At 46.6% G+C, this 17,305-nt stretch carries 15 protein-coding genes; 4 read left to right on the top strand and 11 right to left on the bottom strand.

The features are described 5' to 3' along the window. Window positions 1–53: 53 nt before the first annotated feature. A complete protein-coding gene (locus C7379_RS06940; protein ID WP_116616632.1) occupies window positions 54–1,478 on the bottom strand; it encodes an amidophosphoribosyltransferase in 1,425 nt (474 codons plus the stop codon). Between the two features lie 440 nt (window positions 1,479–1,918). Here C7379_RS06940 and C7379_RS06935 point away from each other — a divergent pair, with 440 nt between their 5' ends. Beyond that, window positions 1,919–2,467 (top strand): glutathione peroxidase, encoded by a 549-nt coding sequence (locus tag C7379_RS06935; RefSeq protein ID WP_116616631.1) that lies wholly within the window; start codon window positions 1,919–1,921, stop codon window positions 2,465–2,467. A gap of 952 nt (window positions 2,468–3,419) precedes the next feature. Here the strand turns inward: C7379_RS06935 and C7379_RS06925 are convergent. The 5 genes from C7379_RS06925 to C7379_RS06905 all read right to left on the bottom strand — a co-directional run bounded on the left by C7379_RS06925 (window position 3,420) and on the right by C7379_RS06905 (window position 7,517). Then, complete coding sequence (locus C7379_RS06925; protein ID WP_116616654.1) at window positions 3,420–4,214, bottom strand: class I SAM-dependent methyltransferase; 795 nt, start codon at window positions 4,212–4,214, stop codon at window positions 3,420–3,422. 75 nt (window positions 4,215–4,289) lie between these two features. Beyond that, window positions 4,290–5,981, bottom strand: a complete 1,692-nt coding sequence (locus C7379_RS06920; RefSeq protein ID WP_116616629.1) for a sigma-70 family RNA polymerase sigma factor — start codon at window positions 5,979–5,981, stop codon at window positions 4,290–4,292. A gap of 219 nt (window positions 5,982–6,200) precedes the next feature. Next, window positions 6,201–6,728 carry a sugar O-acetyltransferase gene (locus C7379_RS06915; protein WP_336469920.1) on the bottom strand — a complete coding sequence of 176 codons (528 nt, stop codon included), beginning with the start codon at window positions 6,726–6,728 and terminating at the stop codon, window positions 6,201–6,203. Between the two features lie 107 nt (window positions 6,729–6,835). Next, a complete protein-coding gene (locus tag C7379_RS06910) occupies window positions 6,836–7,168 on the bottom strand; it encodes a helix-turn-helix domain-containing protein (protein WP_036891555.1) in 333 nt (110 codons plus the stop codon). Window positions 7,169–7,172: 4 nt separating this feature from the next. After that, window positions 7,173–7,517 carry a type II toxin-antitoxin system RelE/ParE family toxin gene (locus tag C7379_RS06905; RefSeq protein WP_165815040.1) on the bottom strand — a complete coding sequence of 115 codons (345 nt, stop codon included), beginning with the start codon at window positions 7,515–7,517 and terminating at the stop codon, window positions 7,173–7,175. 809 nt (window positions 7,518–8,326) lie between these two features. Between C7379_RS06905 and C7379_RS06895 the strand changes: the two genes are divergently transcribed. Genes C7379_RS06895 through C7379_RS06885 form a run of 3 tightly spaced genes read left to right on the top strand, consistent with a single transcriptional unit; the run spans window position 8,327 to window position 11,236 of the window. Further along, window positions 8,327–9,472 (top strand): DNA polymerase III subunit, encoded by a 1,146-nt coding sequence (locus C7379_RS06895; protein WP_116616626.1) that lies wholly within the window; start codon window positions 8,327–8,329, stop codon window positions 9,470–9,472. Between the two features lies 1 nt (window position 9,473). Then, on the top strand, window positions 9,474–10,775 hold the full coding sequence (locus tag C7379_RS06890; protein WP_116616625.1) for a PSP1 domain-containing protein: 1,302 nt from the start codon (window positions 9,474–9,476) through the stop codon (window positions 10,773–10,775). Further along, window positions 10,772–11,236, top strand: a complete 465-nt coding sequence (locus C7379_RS06885; RefSeq protein ID WP_116616624.1) for a gliding motility lipoprotein GldH — start codon at window positions 10,772–10,774, stop codon at window positions 11,234–11,236. The genes C7379_RS06890 and C7379_RS06885 overlap by 4 nt, the downstream gene beginning before the upstream one ends. A 112-nt stretch (window positions 11,237–11,348) precedes the next feature. Here the strand turns inward: C7379_RS06885 and rodA are convergent, their stop codons facing one another. The 5 genes from rodA to C7379_RS06860 form a co-directional block, all read right to left on the bottom strand. Next, window positions 11,349–12,818, bottom strand: coding sequence for a rod shape-determining protein RodA (gene rodA / locus C7379_RS06880; RefSeq protein WP_116616623.1), 1,470 nt, complete (start codon window positions 12,816–12,818; stop codon window positions 11,349–11,351). Beyond that, entirely contained in the window at window positions 12,799–14,649 is a 1,851-nt protein-coding gene (locus C7379_RS06875) for a penicillin-binding transpeptidase domain-containing protein (protein ID WP_116616622.1), read from the bottom strand. Before C7379_RS06875 ends, rodA begins: the two co-directional genes overlap by 20 nt. Further along, entirely contained in the window at window positions 14,646–15,149 is a 504-nt protein-coding gene (gene mreD, locus C7379_RS06870; RefSeq protein WP_116616621.1) for a rod shape-determining protein MreD, read from the bottom strand. Before mreD ends, C7379_RS06875 begins: the two co-directional genes overlap by 4 nt. 2 nt (window positions 15,150–15,151) lie before the next feature. Next, the gene (gene mreC / locus C7379_RS06865; RefSeq protein WP_116616620.1) at window positions 15,152–16,018 is read right to left on the bottom strand and encodes a rod shape-determining protein MreC; all 867 of its coding nucleotides are present in this window, start codon (window positions 16,016–16,018) and stop codon (window positions 15,152–15,154) included. 146 nt (window positions 16,019–16,164) lie between these two features. Then, entirely contained in the window at window positions 16,165–17,187 is a 1,023-nt protein-coding gene (locus tag C7379_RS06860) for a rod shape-determining protein (protein ID WP_036891564.1), read from the bottom strand. Window positions 17,188–17,305 lie beyond the last annotated feature (118 nt).

Genomic DNA, 17,305 nt, shown 5'->3' with positions numbered 1-17,305 from the left:
TTTTGTATTTTAAATTTTGAATTGGTGATTATCCCTTGTTTCCTTTTCTTGCATCAATCCTTGTCGTGCTCATGGCAGTAGCTGCTGCCGTCAAAGCAGTGGGTACAGAGCTTGCATTTAGGCATCCCGATGCTCTCAACGAGCGATTCCACGCTTGAGAACTGTAATGAGGAAAGCCCCAGCCTGTTGGCTATCTCGTTTACCATGCGTTTATATTCAGGCGTTCCCGTCGTGGCATACTTGTCAAGGTTTTTCTTGTCGTCGCCCTCAAAGTCCTGTATGATGCGCCTCGTGATAAGCTCCATGTCGCTTTTAGACGATGTGAAGCCGATGAAAGGGCAGCCGTAAACCAGTGGTGGGCATGATATTCTGACGTGCACCTCTTTGGCGCCCGCCTCGTAGAACATGCGCACATTGTCGCGAAGCTGTGTGCCGCGTACGATGGAGTCATCGCAGAACACCACGCGGTGGTTGAGCAGAAACGCCTTGTTGGGTATGAGCTTCATCTTCGCCACCAAGTTGCGTCGAGCTTGATCGCTGGGTGTGAAACTACGAGGCCACGTGGGCGTGTATTTCAATACGGCGCGGCGGTAGGGTATGCCATGCCCTTGGGCGTACCCCACGGCCATGCCAACGCCCGAGTCGGGTATGCCACAAACGAAGTCGGCCTCTGTGTCATCAGCCTTGCCGAGCATGCGCCCATTTCGCTCGCGCATCTCCTCGACGTTGACACCCTCATATGTGCTGGTTGGAAATCCATAATAAATCCATAAGAAAGAGCACACCTGTGAACGTTTCCTCGGTTGTTGCAACACTTTTATGCCATCGGCTTGCACCTCGACGATTTCGCCGGGCCCAATGTCGCGCATCATCTCGTAGTCCAAGTTGGGGAAGCTCGCCGACTCGCTCGAAACGGCATAGGCACCCTCTTTGTGCCCGATGATGAGCGGCGTGCGCCCAAGAAAGTCGCGTGCCGCGATGATACTGTGCTCTGTGAGCACCAACATGGAGCACGATCCCTCTATGTGGTTGAACACATTGTTAATGCCTTCCACGAACGAGTTTCCCATGTTGATGAGCAATGCCACCAACTCGGTCTGGTTGAGCGTATTGGCCGAAAGCTCACTTAGGTGCATGCGTTGCTTGAGCAGCTCGTCCGCGATGGTGTCCAAATTGTTTATTTTGGCCACCGTTACCACTGCGTATCGGCCAAGGTGCGAGTTTACGATGATAGGTTGTGGATCGGTATCGCTGATGACACCAATGCCAAGGTTACCGCAAAAATTGTTAAGCTCGTCCTCAAATTTCGACCTGAAATAGCTTCTTTCCAAACTGTGGATGGACCGGTTGAAACCGCGCTCTTTGTCAAAGGTTACCATACCGGCACGTTTGGTGCCTAAATGAGAGTTGTAATCTGTACCGTAGAATAAATCGTTGACACAACTTTTTTTGGAAATTGTTCCGAAAATGCCGCCCATAACGTAGATAATTTTTTATTTCAATTTTGTGCCGGCAAAGGTACTAAAATTAGCCAAAACATATCTACCTTGAACCATAAAATGTGTTTATCGCTCTCAATTTTGTTATCATCTTTGTGTCGATGTGTCGTTTGAACCGTCTCAGAAAGATCCATCCATGTCGGCAAAATGTGTCATAGGTGCTGCTGTCTCCCATACATGGCCATTTGGCAATAGCTTTCGCCCGAAAGAATGGTGGCGTGAGAGGCCACTATTAAATAATGTAATAATTACAAACCGCACGGTTAAGTATGGTTAATACTTCTTCTTAAATTTTCCGATTAGCTTTTTTTCCACTATTTTTGTTATATCAAAAAAGGCGCGAGTGCGGCACGTCAAGCCACCGAGCGAGTTGTCGTGGGCATGGCGCCACAAATATTAACCCAAAATTTAAGAAACAGATGAAAACAGTTTATGATTTCAGTTTGAGCGACAAGAAAGGTAACGAAGTGAAACTATCAGAATATAAGGGCAAGGTATTGCTTATTGTCAATAGTGCCACCGCTTGCGGTTTCACCCCACAATATGAAGAATTGGAAGCCATGTATGGCAGGCTTAAGGGTCAAGGTTTTGAGATATTGGATATCCCTTGCAACCAATTTGGCGGCCAAGCTCCTGGTACCGACGAGGAGATCACACAGTTCTGCCAGATGAAATTTGGCACCGATTTCCCACAATTCAAGAAATCTGATGTGAATGGTGATAACGAGTTGCCACTCTACACATGGCTCAAGGGCGAGAAGACATTTAAGGGTTTTGACAAAGGCCACAAGCTCACCCCTATTCTCGAGGATTTGCACGACAAACAAGACCCCAAGTGGCGCGAGAACAGTGATATCAAATGGAATTTCACCAAGTTCCTCATCAATCGCGAGGGCGAGGTAGTGGCTCGTTTCGAGCCAACCAAAGATTTGGCCGAGGTTGAGCGTTCCATCAAGGAACTGCTCTAAGCTCATCCCATCAAGCCTACCCGAGAACAGTAATTCGGGTAGGCTTTTTTAATGTTTTTGCCTTCTTGAGGGTGTGCCATGCGCCATTGCTGGTAATGTTGTTGTGTCGCTATCTTGCCACCTCTCGACATTCTGGGCCGCGTAGCCACGCCAATTTGTGTTGTGGCCCGGTGTTTAAACAGTGCTACGCGTTTGTGTAGCAGACAGTTCGTATAGACCAATCCCTTTTTCCGGCTCAATGCCGTTGCGCCAAAAAAATCATTAAAAAAAGGCCATCGCCAAACAAATGTCTTACAAAGAAAAAAGCCTATAAAAGCGGCTTCTTTTTCGGTTGGGGCACACATGTTTTGACACCATCTTGCGATTAGGCATTATTGGCGTCGCGATTAGGCATTATTCAGCTTGCGATTAGGTATTATTCAGCTTGCGATTAGGTATTATTCGGCCTGCGATTAAGGCCTAATGACAACATGAATAGATACTAATGCCAGCCCCTCAAAATAGGGTTGGGGCTAAAAACACACAAAGTATTTATTATCAGTTGATTATCAATACTATAAGCTCTAAACGATAGAAAAGTGGCAATATGGATTCTGTTTAGATACGAAAGGGTGATAATTTAACGTATTTAACTTTCGATTACATTAAAAACTACCAAATAGTGTTTGAATAGGAATGTTTCAACCGAACTCAAAATGTGACAAACAAAAGTTATCAAATGATATTTTAGAGAGGTAGGGGTGAAACGACTTCCCTTAAAGGATGTGATTGCCAATCATCCCCTTTTATTCTATAAGAACCAATAGAAATGTAGCCTATCATACTGTTTTCCTACATTTTTATATAAGTAGAAAAGCATATTCCAATACTGATTTTTGGAGTCTGCTTTTCCGAAATGGTTAAGTATATTTATTGTTTCATAGATTTTATGGTTGCCTAAAGAACGTAAGTTCTATTTATGGCTTATGTTCAATATATACCAACATGAAGTGGTGAAGAAATTTCTGATATATTTCATCTTCCAGACCCAATGTGGCAAGAGTCGTGGGGTAAGGTGGAACTTCTGCTTGTAATGAGGATTGATGAACCAAAGTTTTTGGTCAGCTACCGAGAAGCCACATTGGTGTATGAGCCTTTCAAACAGCTCTATACTTGTTCGACAATCTTTTATGCTCATAAGTTCATTTATTGTTCCTTTCTCTTCATTGCATGTTTTTAGCAACAACTTGTATAAAGGGTTTGGCAGCAAGTGAATGAATGGCAGATGTGAGCAAAGTTTGCTTCTGCAAATCTGTTGATGTCCTCCAAAAGGCATTTGCCATGCGGGGAATCCGACAAACAGAACGCCTTTTGGTTTCATAAACTTTCTTAGGTGTGCAAGAAATGGCTCTTTTATCGGAATGTGTTCTATCACATCATGTAATAGTATTACGTCATATTTATCTTCTTCATTACATGGAACAGGATATTGCATGAAATCACAACATACAAATGTAGCATGATTGCTGATTTCAGAAAAGTATGCTTTGGCATCTTTAATTCTGCATTCGGCAATATCTATACCTGTCACTCTGCAGCCCAACTGTGCAAAGGGAACTAAGTTTCCTCCTTCACCACAGCCTACCTCCAAGATTCTACTCTTTGGTGTCAGTTCTGTAAAATCTGACAAGTAGCCGATGTAAAACTCCTTAGATGTTATCTCCAACTCACGGAAATAAACCTTCCTGTCTGTATGTCTTTTTTGCATGTATCTTATTTTTTGACTTTTCTGTATATATAGATACAGATCATTCATAAAGACTGCACGCAAAATGAGACTTTTTTACCAAGAGAACCTAATACCGAAAGGCAAAGTCAATGTAAATGGGCGTTCTGTCCAAGCATTCTTGACTTCGCTTCCATTCGGAATGTACCAATTCAGCGTTGGCTCAACAAACAATGTCAACTTTGGTGCAAATTGATATTGTATTCCGATGTTAGTGTTTACAGTCCACTGTATAGAAGGTATTGTCTTCCAATCCGTTGTATAGCCAGACTTTCCTCCTACTACATAGTCTGCATATGTCTTTCCAGACAATGGTATCTGAATGCTTGCTCCTGCAGAACCGTAGGCAGACAGTCTCTTGTACTTCATGAACTGGTACGAGAGTTTGACAGGGAAACCAATGTAATGCAACTTTTGTTCCTTGTCAACACGGTAATTGCCAGTACCCAAAGTAAAATATGACTTCAAGTAAGAGTATTGGAGTCCTGTTTCTAAACTCCAATGCTTTCCTATGCTCATGTTCACAGCCAATCCTAATATTATTGGTTTGTCATGATGTTCTGCCTCTTCTATTTTGCCATTGTTGTTATCGGCAATATCCATCATTGCAACATTTTCCGCCGTTGGGTCAGTTGGAGTTAAGCGATGTAGATATTTAGCATACTCTTCCCATGTAGTAAAACTCTTTTCCGAAGGTTGATCACTCGTAATATCATCAGCGCTACTTGTTATAATCTTACAAACATTTTGCGCAAGGGTAGTACCCAGAGAACCTGCAGCGAGCAATTGCCATTTACTTTTCTTGTGCGGCCTTGTATCATCCGCAATCCATCTTTCCTCGTTAGGAATAGGTGTATAGACAGAATCTTTTGTGATGATACTATCTCGCTTGTTATCAGCCAAAACATGTTGGTTCTCCTGCAAAGAATCGGATATTTCGAGTATTACATTTTGACCTGTCTTAATCGAATCACCAACAGTTATTACAATGTTCTTTCCCTGTTGAACGCTTTGATGACTATAGCCCAAAACAGCTTTTTGCGCACTGCTAACAGAAACGTTAGGCCGCTTTTGTATAGGCGTAATGTCTTTATTAGGCTTTCGAGTTCGAACAATTTTCACATCATTTTCTGAAACGAGTTTCTTCTTTGCTGTAAAATATCTATATATCGGGATAACTATCAACGCCAATGCGATGAGAAGCATTGCTCTTGAAGACAATATTTTTCGTAACAATGCTTTTGCCCTTGCCAATTGCGAGGAAGAACTATGTGGAGCGATATCAAGTAATTTGCTGATTTCTTGATGGGACAAGCCTTCCAATACAGACTTCTTGAATATTTTCTTATACCCTTTTGGCAAACTGTCTATTGCTGACATGATTTCCTCATACGGAATTGATTGCTTGGAAGTGTTGCCATCTTCCAATACGGAACTAAATTCATCCTCTATATCAGACAAGGAAATGAAATCGTATCTCTTCCCTTTCTCCTGATATTTCAATACAAGGTTAGTAGTGATACTTGTAAGCCATTGACTAAACCTATGAGTATTCTTCAAGTCTTTCAACGAAACAAACGCAAGTATAAAAGCATCTTGGACAAGGTCGTCAACGACAGCCTTGTCCTCTCCAAGAATATTGATGCATATCCCTTTCATCTTAGGATAATACATTTGATATAATGCGCTGAAAGCGTCAGCGTCACCTTGTTTTGCTTTTTCTACTAATGTTGTTATATTTGAAGCCATGAGCGAATTGTTTCGTACTATCTATCTTGATATAGATTCGCCAAAGGCTTGATGACTGCACAAGGTTTAGTTAAAGAATATGAATATATGTATTATTTTTAGGCAATGTTATACTTGCATTCTCATTTTGGGAACATTTCAAGTGACCACCAAGCAACAAGTATTGGGTACCAATGCAATAACATCACTCTTATACAATCCTACCAAGATTGCACATGATTATTTTCTACCCCTTGATTCTCTTTTGTAACCAACTTTGTCCTTTTCTGTAATCTTACGCAACACATGGCAAGGATTTCCCACAGCCACCACTCCAGAAGGGATGTCGTGGGTCACGATGCTACCAGCTCCAATTACCGTGTCGTCACCGATAGTAATATTTGGTAGCAAGATGGTATTTCCGCCAATCCAAACACGGTTGCCGATATGTACATTGCCAGGTTTTAGTCCACCAGCAATGCGTTCCTCGGCATCGAGTGCATGGTTGGCATCGTAGATACCGACATTCGGACCAATAAGAGTGTTGTTGCCAATCGTGACTTGACCACAGTCGAGTATAACACAGCCCAAATTGATATATACATCACTGCCAATCGTGATATTCTTGCCGAACTCACAACGAAAATCTGGTTCTATCCATACATTTTTACCGACAGATTTGAAGAGTTTCTGCATAATTTCTTTACGCTTTTCTACCCAATTATCTTCTGTGCGGTTATAAGCACGAAACAGTTGTTTCGCCTCAATCCTTCAATTAAACAAATCCTGATCGAAATCATTATAAATCTCACCAGCTTGCAACTTTTGCCATTCTGGCATATTCAAAGTCTTATTATCGTTCATATTCAAGAATATTACCACAGCGCAATTTTCCCTGCAATACCCAAATCAAGGGTAGCTGTTGCAATGCCCAATGCTTGAAATACACGGCTCATTGTTGGCAATGTGATAACACTTGTCCCTTTCTCCAACTTTGAAATTTGAGCACGCTGCACGCCGATACGCTCACCAAGTTGCTCTTGTGTGAGGTTTTGTGCCAATCGAGCCTTGCGTATGGCTTTGCCTACAATATAGGCGTTCACATCTTCTTTGAGCTTGGCTTCCATTGCGTCACGCTCTGGAGTTCCTATTTTGCCCCAAAGTTTGTCTTTCATATTGTCTGCTGGTATCAATTTCATCTGTGCCATAATGCTATTTCTTTTTATTGTTAAAGTACTCTTTTCTTATCTCTTCTGCTTTGGCAATCTCCTTTAATGGTGTCTTTTGTGTTTTCTTGACTATGCCATGCGTGGCAATAACCAAAGTTTCTTGCTCAGTGTCCCAAAAGGAGAAAAGCCTGTAACAGATACCGTTGTAGAGAGTGCGAAACTCCCATATCTCGGCATTCTCCAGTTTCTTGAAGATGTCAACTTTCATCACTCCTTCCTCAACCTTGAAGATGTTGTAGTATATCTTCTGCTGAGCTTTGAATGGCTGCGCATCCAAAAAGGCTTGTGCTTCTTCTGTCAACACCACTTTTAGCTTGTTGATGCCCATTTTGTTTTGAATTATGGTACAAAGATAATGCTTTGTTTCCAAATAACGATACAAAATTCGGTTTTTCATCAAATCAGACATCATTTTTAACACTCTCACGACTTGATAGTATCAGATACGCAATTTATTCACTCTTTTATTTCCCTAAATTTGAAATTCAAAAATAGGGAAGAAAAATATGGCTGTGAAAAGTTGCGGAGAATACGAACAACATCCGTAATATCTTGCATTTTTGAGTTGCCCACTATTAAAATGCGTTCACCGTCATTCGTTCATAAACTTGTCTTTATACCAATCATGTATTGATTTTCAAGTACTTAAACACAATCTTGTGTTGTTCGGAGGAGATTAATGCGTTTATGCCTCCTTGATTAACAATCATAAGAACTTGCTTTGTCTAATTTCAAACAAAGCAAGTTCTTATACTCATTATTTTAACTTATAGTGAGAAGCCTCTTGGCTCTTTTCTTTTCACAGAATTCCCCAATCCCACTTTTTGTGTTCCGTCCCAATTTGTAAGTTGGTCAGCGCACCCATTAGAACCGCCAAGTGAAACTGTAAGTGGCTGCCCTATAGCGATATGCGACATGTGTGCGAGAGTGTCGTATATTGACGTATAAGGTGGCTGCATTGGTATGCGGCTCATTGACGTTTATAGCAAGAACGTTTGGAGCTACCATGCCAAACTTTCTGGTCGCAATGCGGTTACACTACCTATAAAAGATGAGTTTCTTGGTGGATTGAGGTAGTTTTTTAGTAACTTTGTAGCCCGAAGCACCGACGTAGAAACATAAAAATAAGCGCAGGAGATGCAATTCAGTGAAGTGATAGGACAGCAAGAAGCTTGCGACCGACTTTTGCAGTTGGCGGCAGACGGGCGTGTGCCTCACGCCATGATGTTTACCGGTCCCAAGGGTAGCGGCAAGATGGCGCTGGCATTGGCGTTCGCATGTTATCTGTTGGGTGAGCGTATGGGCGAGTTGCCCTCTACCGTGCCTCTTGCGTCGGTGGCCAATGCTGAGGCCATGTTGGCCAAATGGCAGCATCCAGACCTATATTTCACGTTTCCTGTGATAAGGCCCAAGGGCACGTCGAGCGACCGTCAGGTCACCAGCGACGATTTTTTGCAAGAGTGGCGGCAAATGCTTTCAGAAAGCGTTTATTTCACCATGGACCAATGGATGAGACGTATGGAGGCTGAGAACCAGCAGGCCATGATCTATGAGGCCGAGAGCGACGCGCTCAATCGCAAGCTTAGTATCAAATCGAGTCAAGGCGGATACAAGGTTTGTGTGGTGTGGCTGCCCGAGCGTATGAATCTCTCGAGCGCCAACAAAATGCTCAAGCTGTTGGAAGAACCGCCTTTGAACACAGTCTTTTTGTTGGTTAGCGAGGAGCCGTCTCGATTGTTGGAGACTATCCGTAGTCGTGTGCAGCGGTTCGAGGTGCGTGGCATAGACAGTGCCGACATAGCTCGCGCGTTGGTGGAGCGGCGTGGAATAGATGCCGAAATGGCTGGCCGCATGGCTCGCGCCGCGGGTGGCAATTGGCTTAAGGCCATAGAGGAATTTGATGCCAATAACGAGAACAAGCAGTTTTTTGACTTGTTTGTCACGCTCATGCGCAAGGCTTATATGCGTGACTTGAAAGAGCTGAAGAAATGGAGTGAGACCGTGGCAGGGTATGGCCGGGAGCAACAGCGACGCATGCTCACCTATTTTTTGCGCATGGTACGTGAGAGCTTCGTGTACAATTTCGGGCAGCCAGATTTGAACTATATGACCCATAGCGAGGAGAACTTTGCCCAAAACTTTGCCCGTTTTGTCAACGAACGCAATGTGGTTGAGATGGCGGAGAAGATTCAACGCACCATCCGAGACATCGGGCAAAACGCCAACGCGAAGATACAATTCTTCAATTTGGCCACTGACATGATAATACTTTTAAAGCGATAATATGAGAGAATGTGATATATGCACTGGTTGTGGGCGTGGGCTGAGCGCGAAAGGCGTGGGCAGACAAGACCGACAACTCAACACGTACGACTGGTTGGCCGACGTGCCCGGTAACGCCAAATCGACAGACTTGGTGGAGGTGCAATTTAAAAATACACGCAAAGGCTATTTCCACAACACAAACGGTTTGAACCTGAAAAAAGGTGACGTGGTGGCCGTTGAGGCCAACCCGGGGCATGACATCGGCGTGGTCACACTGACGGGACGGCTTGTTTGTCATCAGATTAAGAAGGCTAATCTTAAGTCGCCAGATGAGATCAGGCGCGTATATCGCTTGGCCAAACCTGTGGATATGGACAAGTATCATGAGGCCAAGGCTCTGGAGCACGACACGATGATACAGAGTAGGCAGATAGCCAAGCAGCTGGAGCTGAAAATGAAAATAGGAGACGTGGAGTATCAAGGCGACGGCAACAAGGCTATATTTTATTACATAGCCGACGAGCGGGTGGACTTCAGACAGCTCATCAGGGTGCTGGCCGAAACTTTTCACGTGCGTATAGAGATGAAACAGATAGGGGCGCGACAAGAGGCGGGGCGCATTGGCGGCACTGGCCCTTGCGGCAGGGAGCTGTGTTGCGCCACGTGGGTAAAATCGTTCTCAAGTGTTTCCACTAACGCCGCACGCATACAAGACCTATCTCTCAACCCGCAGAAACTGGCTGGTATGTGCGCCAAGCTCAAATGTTGTCTTAACTACGAGGTGGACCAATATGTGGAGGCCTCGAGAAAACTGCCGGCCAAGGATGTGACGCTGCAAACACAAGAAGCAGAGTACCACTTGTTCAAGACGGATATTCTCACCGGTATGTGTACTTATTCCACGGATAAGAACCTCGCCGCCAATTTGGAGACCATAGATACCGATCGAGCACATGAAATAATGGCGATGAACAAGCAGGGTGAGAAACCGCTATCACTGATGCGAGACGACATGGCGCAAACCAAAAAGAAGTCTAAAGACTTGTTGGCCGACGAGGATCTAAGCCGATTTGATAAGGCCAAAAAGAGAAAAAACAACACGAGACATAACCGTAACAAAAAGGATATGCCCAAGAAGGTGGCAGCTCAGGGACGCGAGCAACTTGTCGCTGACCCAGCTAATCGTTCCGACACAGTGGGTGTGCCTGCTCGCCCTAATGACGGTCAACACCGTAAGTATCGGCAGAACGGCTATAAAAATGACAGAAACAAAACATACAACAATCGCCCTCAGACAGAAACGCCTGTGCCTAAAGAATGAAACACAAGATTGTTGTAACACTAACAACCCTCATTCTCTGCGTGGCTTGCGAGGAGAATAGGGTTTATCACCATTATTGCCACACGCCAATTGAGGGATGGGAAAAAGTGGAGGCACTAAGTTTTGAGGTGCCTCCATTGGCGCAAGCGGGACGGTATGCCACCAATTTGGAGTTGCGCGCCAACAATTCTTACCCATACATGAGCTTGGCTCTAATCGTTGAACAAACGGTGTATCCGTCCATGAAACAGCGTGTGGATACGCTGATGTGCCCATTGGTGGACAGCCGTGGCAATGCCAAGGGCAACGGTGTGAGCTATTGCCAATACCGTTTCACAGTCTCTCAAACACAGCTGCACAAGGCCGACTCGTTGCATATCGTCGTGCGTCATAACATGCAGCGAGACATATTGCCTGGCATCGCTGATGTCGGCATCGCAGTGGACAAAGTTGACAAGTAGGTTGTTGGGATTAAACGTGGAGTTTGTCGCGACATGTTAATGGCAAACTCGTCATTCCAAACCTATTCTTTTACCCATTTGCCACTCCAAACTTTTCACTCCAAACTGTTTTTCACGTCCTTACAAAGTTTCTTCCGGCGTCTATGCGCATGAAGATAAACAGCAATATGGTGAACCCCCACAGTGACGATCCGCCATAGCTAAAAAATGGTAGCGGAATGCCTATGACGGGTGTCAGACCCAAAACCATGCCAACGTTGATAAATAGGTGGAATAAGAAAATGCTCAGCACGCAATAGCCATAAATCCTACCAAACTTGAAAGGCTGGCGCTCGGCCAAGTGGATTAGTCGCAAAATTAGCGCCAAGAATAGCAGCAACACGCCTGCCGAACCTACAAATCCCTCTTCCTCACCCACGGTGCAAAAGATGAAATCGGTGTCTTGCTCAGGCACGAACTTCAGTTTTGTCTGCGTGCCATTGAGGAAACCTTTGCCTTGCAAGCCACCGGAGCCAATGGCTATCTCGCTCTGGTGCACATTGTAGCCAGCGCCAGCCAAGTCCTCGTCTAACCCTAACAGCACGTTGATACGCACCCTTTGGTGTGGTTCCATCACGTCGTTGAGCACATAATCGGCGCTATAAAAAAACAAGATAGACCCCATAGCGAAGAATGCGATGAGCATATAGCTGTGCAGGCGAGTGGCCAACCCTTGGAAAACAAGGTAGCCTATGAGGATGGAGCAAATGAGAAATTGCACCCAGACGATGTCGAATGGGATAACAAACTTGGAGAATAGCAGCGCCAACAGCGTGCAGCCAACGCAGCATAAGCCCACGCGCAGGGTTCTGCCCTTGTCGTCGCAATAGGAGAGCATCATGCCTACGGTGAATAATTGCACCAACAAGAGCACCACAAACTTGCCCAACGACGTGGGCGTTGCCCAAAAAAGCGTATCCTCATATTTGATGCCAACCACGAAATAGACGATCATTGCCACGCCCGTGAAAAGGATGCTGCCGGGCATGCCCTCCCTGTAGAGCATCAGGAAAAACGCCAAATACACCAAGGCCGAGCCTGTCTCTTTTTGCCCGACGATAAGTAGCATGGGCAAAAGTACCACGCCAAGCGCGGCGGCGAAATGTTTCCATTGGTGAATGTTAAATCCATAGGTGCTCATCAGCTTGGCCACAGCCAATGCCGTGGCGAACTTGGCAAATTCTGCTGGTTGCAACCTGAGTGGCCCCAAGACTAACCACGAGCGCGAGCCCTTGATCTCGTGTGGATTGAATATGGTGGCGAAGAGCAGCACAAGCATCAGTCCATAGAACACGTAGGCGAAGGTGTCGTAGTACCTGTCGTCGAGCATCAGCAGCACGAAAGCCAATATCAAAGATGTCGCTATCCACACTATTTGCATGCCTGAACGACTGCTCAAACTGAAAATATCGGTCTCGCCGTAGGTGTAACTCGCCCCGCACACGCTAATCCAACCGAAGATTAACAGGGTGAGATAAATGCCAATGGTCCACCAATCGATGCTGCCGATGATGCTTGGTTGTTTATCTGTTGCTCGAACCATATCCTATTCTCCTTTTCTGTAACATGTCTGCCTCTCGCGCCCGGGCTGGCGAAAGTTTTCCGTTGAGGTATTGCTCAAACATCACCCCAGCTATCGGCACCGCGAAATCTGCGCCAAAGCCACCATTTTCCACATAAACGGCAATGGCGATCTTGGGATTGTTCATAGGTGCGAAGCCCATGAAGACCGAGTGGTCGTGCCCCCGGTTTTGCGCCGTTCCGGTCTTGCCGCAGATCTCAAAGGGCAAACTGCCAAGATGACGGCACGTTCCGCCTAATACCGACGACCGCATGCCAGCCACCGTCAGGTTATAGGCACGACGGTTGGCCCGTGTGTAATGGCGATGCGTGAAGGTGGTGTCCAAACGTTGGCCTTCCACTTTTTTCACTACGTGTGGCACATAGTAGTACCCTCGATTGGCGATGGTGGCACCAAGATTGGCAATTTGCAAAGGTGTGAGGTTTACCTCTCCTTGCCCGATCGAGATACTAATGACGGTGAGTCCATTCCATGAGCCACGGTAGGCTTTGTCATAAAAGGTGGCGTTAGGAATAAGTCCACGTTTCTCGCCATAAAGATCAATGCCGAGCTTATAGCCAAAACCCATGCTCACCATGTAGTCTCGCCACGTGTTCATGGCATCCTGCACGTTTTTGTATTTGCGTCTGTTGCCCATCATGTGGTACAGGCCCCAGCAGAAAAAGGCGTTGCATGAGGTGCTGATGGCGGGCACGATGGAGACTGGTGAAGCGTGTCCATGACAGCCCACGTGCAGTCCGCGATAGTAAAAACCATGATGACAGGGGTATTGGGTGTGACTGTTTATGATGCCCTCACTGAGGAAAGTAAGGCCCTGTGAGGTCTTGAAGGTGGAGCCGGGAGGGTATTGTCCCATGATGGCTCGATTAAGCAACGGCTTCCATGGGTTGCGCGAGAGCGTGCGCAGTACCTTGCCACGCTGTTTCCCCTCGAGTGTCCGGGGGTCGTAAGTGGGCGACGACACCAAGCTGAGCACCTCTCCGGTTTGCGGGTCTATGGCTACGATGGCGCCGATTTTGCCCTCCAAGAGTCGTTCGCCCAATGCTTGCAGGTCTATGTCCAAGCTTAGCGTAAGGTCTTTGCCGGCTTTGGGCCGATGGTCGTATTTGCCGTTTTGGTACTTGCCTTGTATTCGGCCGTGCGCGTCTCGCAGCAATATTTGCACGCCTTTCTCGCCTCTTAGTTGTTTTTCGTAGGTGCGTTCGACGCCCAATTTGCCGATATAGTCGCCGGGTTGGTAATAGTCGTCTTTGTCGATATCGCCTTGCGACACCTCTGCCACGTCTCCCAACACATGCGCGGCGTATGGGTATTGGTATTGCCGCACGCTTCTCTTTTGAGTGTAAAAACCTGGGAACCTGTACATTTTTTCCCTGAAAACTCCGAAGTTTTTATCGTCTATTTGTGTCAAAAACAGTTGTTGGGTGAACCGTGAGTAACCTGGATTTTTGTTTCTGTCCTTGATGTCGTTCATGCGTTGGGCAAAAAACTCCTTTGAGATGCCTAACGTTTGGCAGAAGTCGGCGGTGTCTATACGGCCTTTTTCCTCGTTCATCACCACCATGATGTCGTACGATGGCTGGTTGAAGACGAGTAGCTTGCCGTTTCGGTCACGTATGACGCCACGCGAGGGAAACTCCACTTTTTTCAGGAATGCGTTGGAGTCTGCGCTCTTCCGATAGTCGTCGCTGAGCAGTTGGAGTGTGAAAAGGCGTATGATATAGATGGCCACGATAACGACAGCCGTGCCTCCGATGACGTATTTTCTGTTCTCAAGTCCAAAATCTTTCATACCTTGCCTCTCAAATTATCCACCACGACGATGATAATGGCAGAAAGTGCGGTGCTGCCAAGGATGTTGAGAGCCCACTGCGTCCAGTTGAAAAAGGTGAACATCTCCAATGAGAAGAACACGAGGCAATACGTGAGGGTGAGCAGTGTGACATAAGTAATGTAACCCGAGGGAGTGATTTCGGTGATGCTTGGCCGCAGGTTCTCGTCGCTGTCGCGTTGGATAAAAAGTTTCAGCGCGTATGGTTGCAGCAGAGCTATGAGCGTCATCGAGGCGGCAGCTACGCCCGGTGTGTTGGAAAACACGTCCACGCCGAGGCCCAAGGCGAAACTCCACACCAACATAGCCCACTTGGGATAGTTGCGTTTGAAGCTGGTGGCAAAATAGATATAGGGCATGGGCGTGGCCACGCCAAACAAGTGTATGTGGCTAAGCACTAACGCTTGGGTCAGCAACAAGATGACAAAGAGCAAGAGTCGACGCGAGAAATCTATGTTCATATCTATTGTTCCTCCCTAAGTTTCAATGAGTCTTGTGCAGCGCGTAAAACTTCCAATCGTTCCTTTATCTGTCTGTTGTCAATGACACAAACGTCGCGCAGACGCGAGAAATCGGTCGAAAGCCTCACTTGCAACCGGTATGACAAGCCGTCTGGTGAGTTGTACACGTGCATAATCTTGCCCACGGAGATACCCGGTGGAAACACCGACGAGAAGCCGTTGGTCTCCACCCATTCGTTGAGTTTGAAGTGAGCGTGGCGTGGCACGTCGTCCACAAACGCCGTTTGGGTGTCGCCACCTTCCCAGCTCAGATAGCCAAAGTATTCCCGTCCACGTATGCGACAGCTGATTTTGGATTGTAAATTCAGTACCGGTATGACCACGGCGTAGTGCGCGGAGGCCATGTAGACAACGCCTACCACGCCACTTCCGCAGGCTACGCCCATGTCTTGCTCCACGCCATCGCTCGTGCCTTTGTTGATAGTGATAAGGTTGTCGGGGCTGTTCAGGGAGTTGCTTACCACCTTTGCGGGTATAAGCTGGTAGGCTTTGAGTATCTCAAATTGTCCGCTTCGCATCCAATCGCTGTCTTTGGTTGCCTCCGTCAGCTTTTCAGCGAGTGTTTTGGCTTGTTGTTCCAAGTACAGGTTTCGCAGCGTAAGCTCCTCATTCACTTTGGACAATGAGAAGAACGACTCTATTTTGGCTTTTGCTCCAAGCGCCTTGCCTGCCACGGCGTTGGCCGATGTGAACCATACGCTACCTTGGTAACTGTTGTATTGGAACAGCAATATCGCACTGATGGTCTCCAAAAGTATGAAGACCATCCAGTGGTTGTATTTGGCAAGAAACGCTAAAAGGTTGCGCATGGCAATTCACAATTCACAATTTTCAATTCACAATGTACGATTTTCAATTAAAAAATAGTCTGTACATCGTGCATGGAAAAAACACTCATGCGCCCATTGCGTTGTATGGGCACATACTGTCCATTTATATTGTCTCTTTCTTGGTGTTATCTCATCAAGAAAGAGAAGCGGTTTACGTTTTTCAATGCGATGCCAGCGCCTTTGGCCACGCTGTGCAATGGGTCTTCGGCGATGTGAAACGGAATGTTGATTTTGTCTTGCAAGCGTTTGTCAAGCCCCCTGAGCAAGGCGCCGCCGCCTGATAGGTAGATGCCGTTCTTCACGATGTCGGCATAGAGCTCGGGTGGGGTGGCCTCTAAGGCAGAGAGCACAGCGTTCTCGATCTTGGCGACTGTCTTGTCAAGGCAGTGTGCTATCTCCTGATAGCAAACGGGCACTTCCATTGGCAATGCGGTGATGCGGTTTGGTCCATGCACCACGTAGTCTTCAGGGGCCTCGTCTCCAAGGTCGGTGAGGGCAGACCCCACGTGTATCTTGATGCGCTCGGCCATGCGCTCTGAAATTTTCACATTGTGCTGCCGGCTCATGTATTCTTGAATGTCTGCGGTAAGGTCGTCGCCGGCCACGCGTATGGAATTGTTGCTCACGATGCCACCAAGCGATATTACTGCTATCTCTGTGGAGCCGCCGCCGATGTCAACAATCATGTTGCCCTCGGGCGCCTCTACGTCTATTCCAATTCCTATAGCTGCGGCCATAGGCTCGAATATGAGGTACACGTCGCGCCCGTCGGCGTGCTCGGCCGAGTCTCTTACGGCCCGAAGCTCCACCTCTGTGGAGCCAGATGGAACGCCAATGACCATGCGTAACGATGGCGAGAACAGGCGTGAGCCCGTGTGCACCATCTTGATAAGTCCGCGCATCATCTGCTCACAAGCGGTGAAGTCGGCTATCACACCATCTCGCAACGGCCTGATGGTTCGGATGTTGTCGTGTGTTTTCTCATACATCATTTTGGCTGCCTCGCCCACCGCGATCATCTTGTCGGTGCGACGGTCCAGCGCCACAACAGAAGGCTCGTCAACAACAATCTTATCACCACTAATGATGATGGTGTTGGCGGTGCCCAAGTCCATGGCTATCTCTTGTATAAACGAAAAAAATCCCATTGTCTCAAATAATCAATCTGCCTGTCGCCGTGCCTCGCCGCGATTGCGTCTCGGCTGTCAGCTGGCGCAGGATATGGATAAAACTTGTTGAATTTTAAACTTTTGTGTAAATGCTTGT

The organism is Hallella colorans (assembly GCF_003096815.1).
Taxonomy (GTDB): domain Bacteria; phylum Bacteroidota; class Bacteroidia; order Bacteroidales; family Bacteroidaceae; genus Prevotella; species Prevotella colorans.
This window is presented reverse-complemented; position numbering and strand designations above follow the sequence as displayed.

What these genes read in the sequence shown, in the direction of transcription:
- C7379_RS06890 (WP_116616625.1), top strand. Translation starts at nt 9,474, where the DNA reads ATGAGAGAATGTGATATATGCACTGGTTGTGGGCGTGGGCTGAGCGCG.
- C7379_RS06875 (WP_116616622.1), bottom strand. Translation starts at nt 14,649, where the DNA reads ATGAAAGATTTTGGACTTGAGAACAGAAAATACGTCATCGGAGGCACG.
- C7379_RS06905 (WP_165815040.1), bottom strand. Translation starts at nt 7,517, where the DNA reads ATGGGCATCAACAAGCTAAAAGTGGTGTTGACAGAAGAAGCACAAGCC.
- rodA (WP_116616623.1), bottom strand. Translation starts at nt 12,818, where the DNA reads ATGGTTCGAGCAACAGATAAACAACCAAGCATCATCGGCAGCATCGAT.
- C7379_RS06860 (WP_036891564.1), bottom strand. Translation starts at nt 17,187, where the DNA reads ATGGGATTTTTTTCGTTTATACAAGAGATAGCCATGGACTTGGGCACC.
- C7379_RS06895 (WP_116616626.1), top strand. Translation starts at nt 8,327, where the DNA reads ATGCAATTCAGTGAAGTGATAGGACAGCAAGAAGCTTGCGACCGACTT.
- C7379_RS06910 (WP_036891555.1), bottom strand. Translation starts at nt 7,168, where the DNA reads ATGGCACAGATGAAATTGATACCAGCAGACAATATGAAAGACAAACTT.
- C7379_RS06925 (WP_116616654.1), bottom strand. Translation starts at nt 4,214, where the DNA reads ATGCAAAAAAGACATACAGACAGGAAGGTTTATTTCCGTGAGTTGGAG.
- mreD (WP_116616621.1), bottom strand. Translation starts at nt 15,149, where the DNA reads ATGAACATAGATTTCTCGCGTCGACTCTTGCTCTTTGTCATCTTGTTG.
- C7379_RS06935 (WP_116616631.1), top strand. Translation starts at nt 1,919, where the DNA reads ATGAAAACAGTTTATGATTTCAGTTTGAGCGACAAGAAAGGTAACGAA.
- C7379_RS06940 (WP_116616632.1), bottom strand. Translation starts at nt 1,478, where the DNA reads ATGGGCGGCATTTTCGGAACAATTTCCAAAAAAAGTTGTGTCAACGAT.
- C7379_RS06885 (WP_116616624.1), top strand. Translation starts at nt 10,772, where the DNA reads ATGAAACACAAGATTGTTGTAACACTAACAACCCTCATTCTCTGCGTG.
- mreC (WP_116616620.1), bottom strand. Translation starts at nt 16,018, where the DNA reads ATGCGCAACCTTTTAGCGTTTCTTGCCAAATACAACCACTGGATGGTC.
- C7379_RS06920 (WP_116616629.1), bottom strand. Translation starts at nt 5,981, where the DNA reads ATGGCTTCAAATATAACAACATTAGTAGAAAAAGCAAAACAAGGTGAC.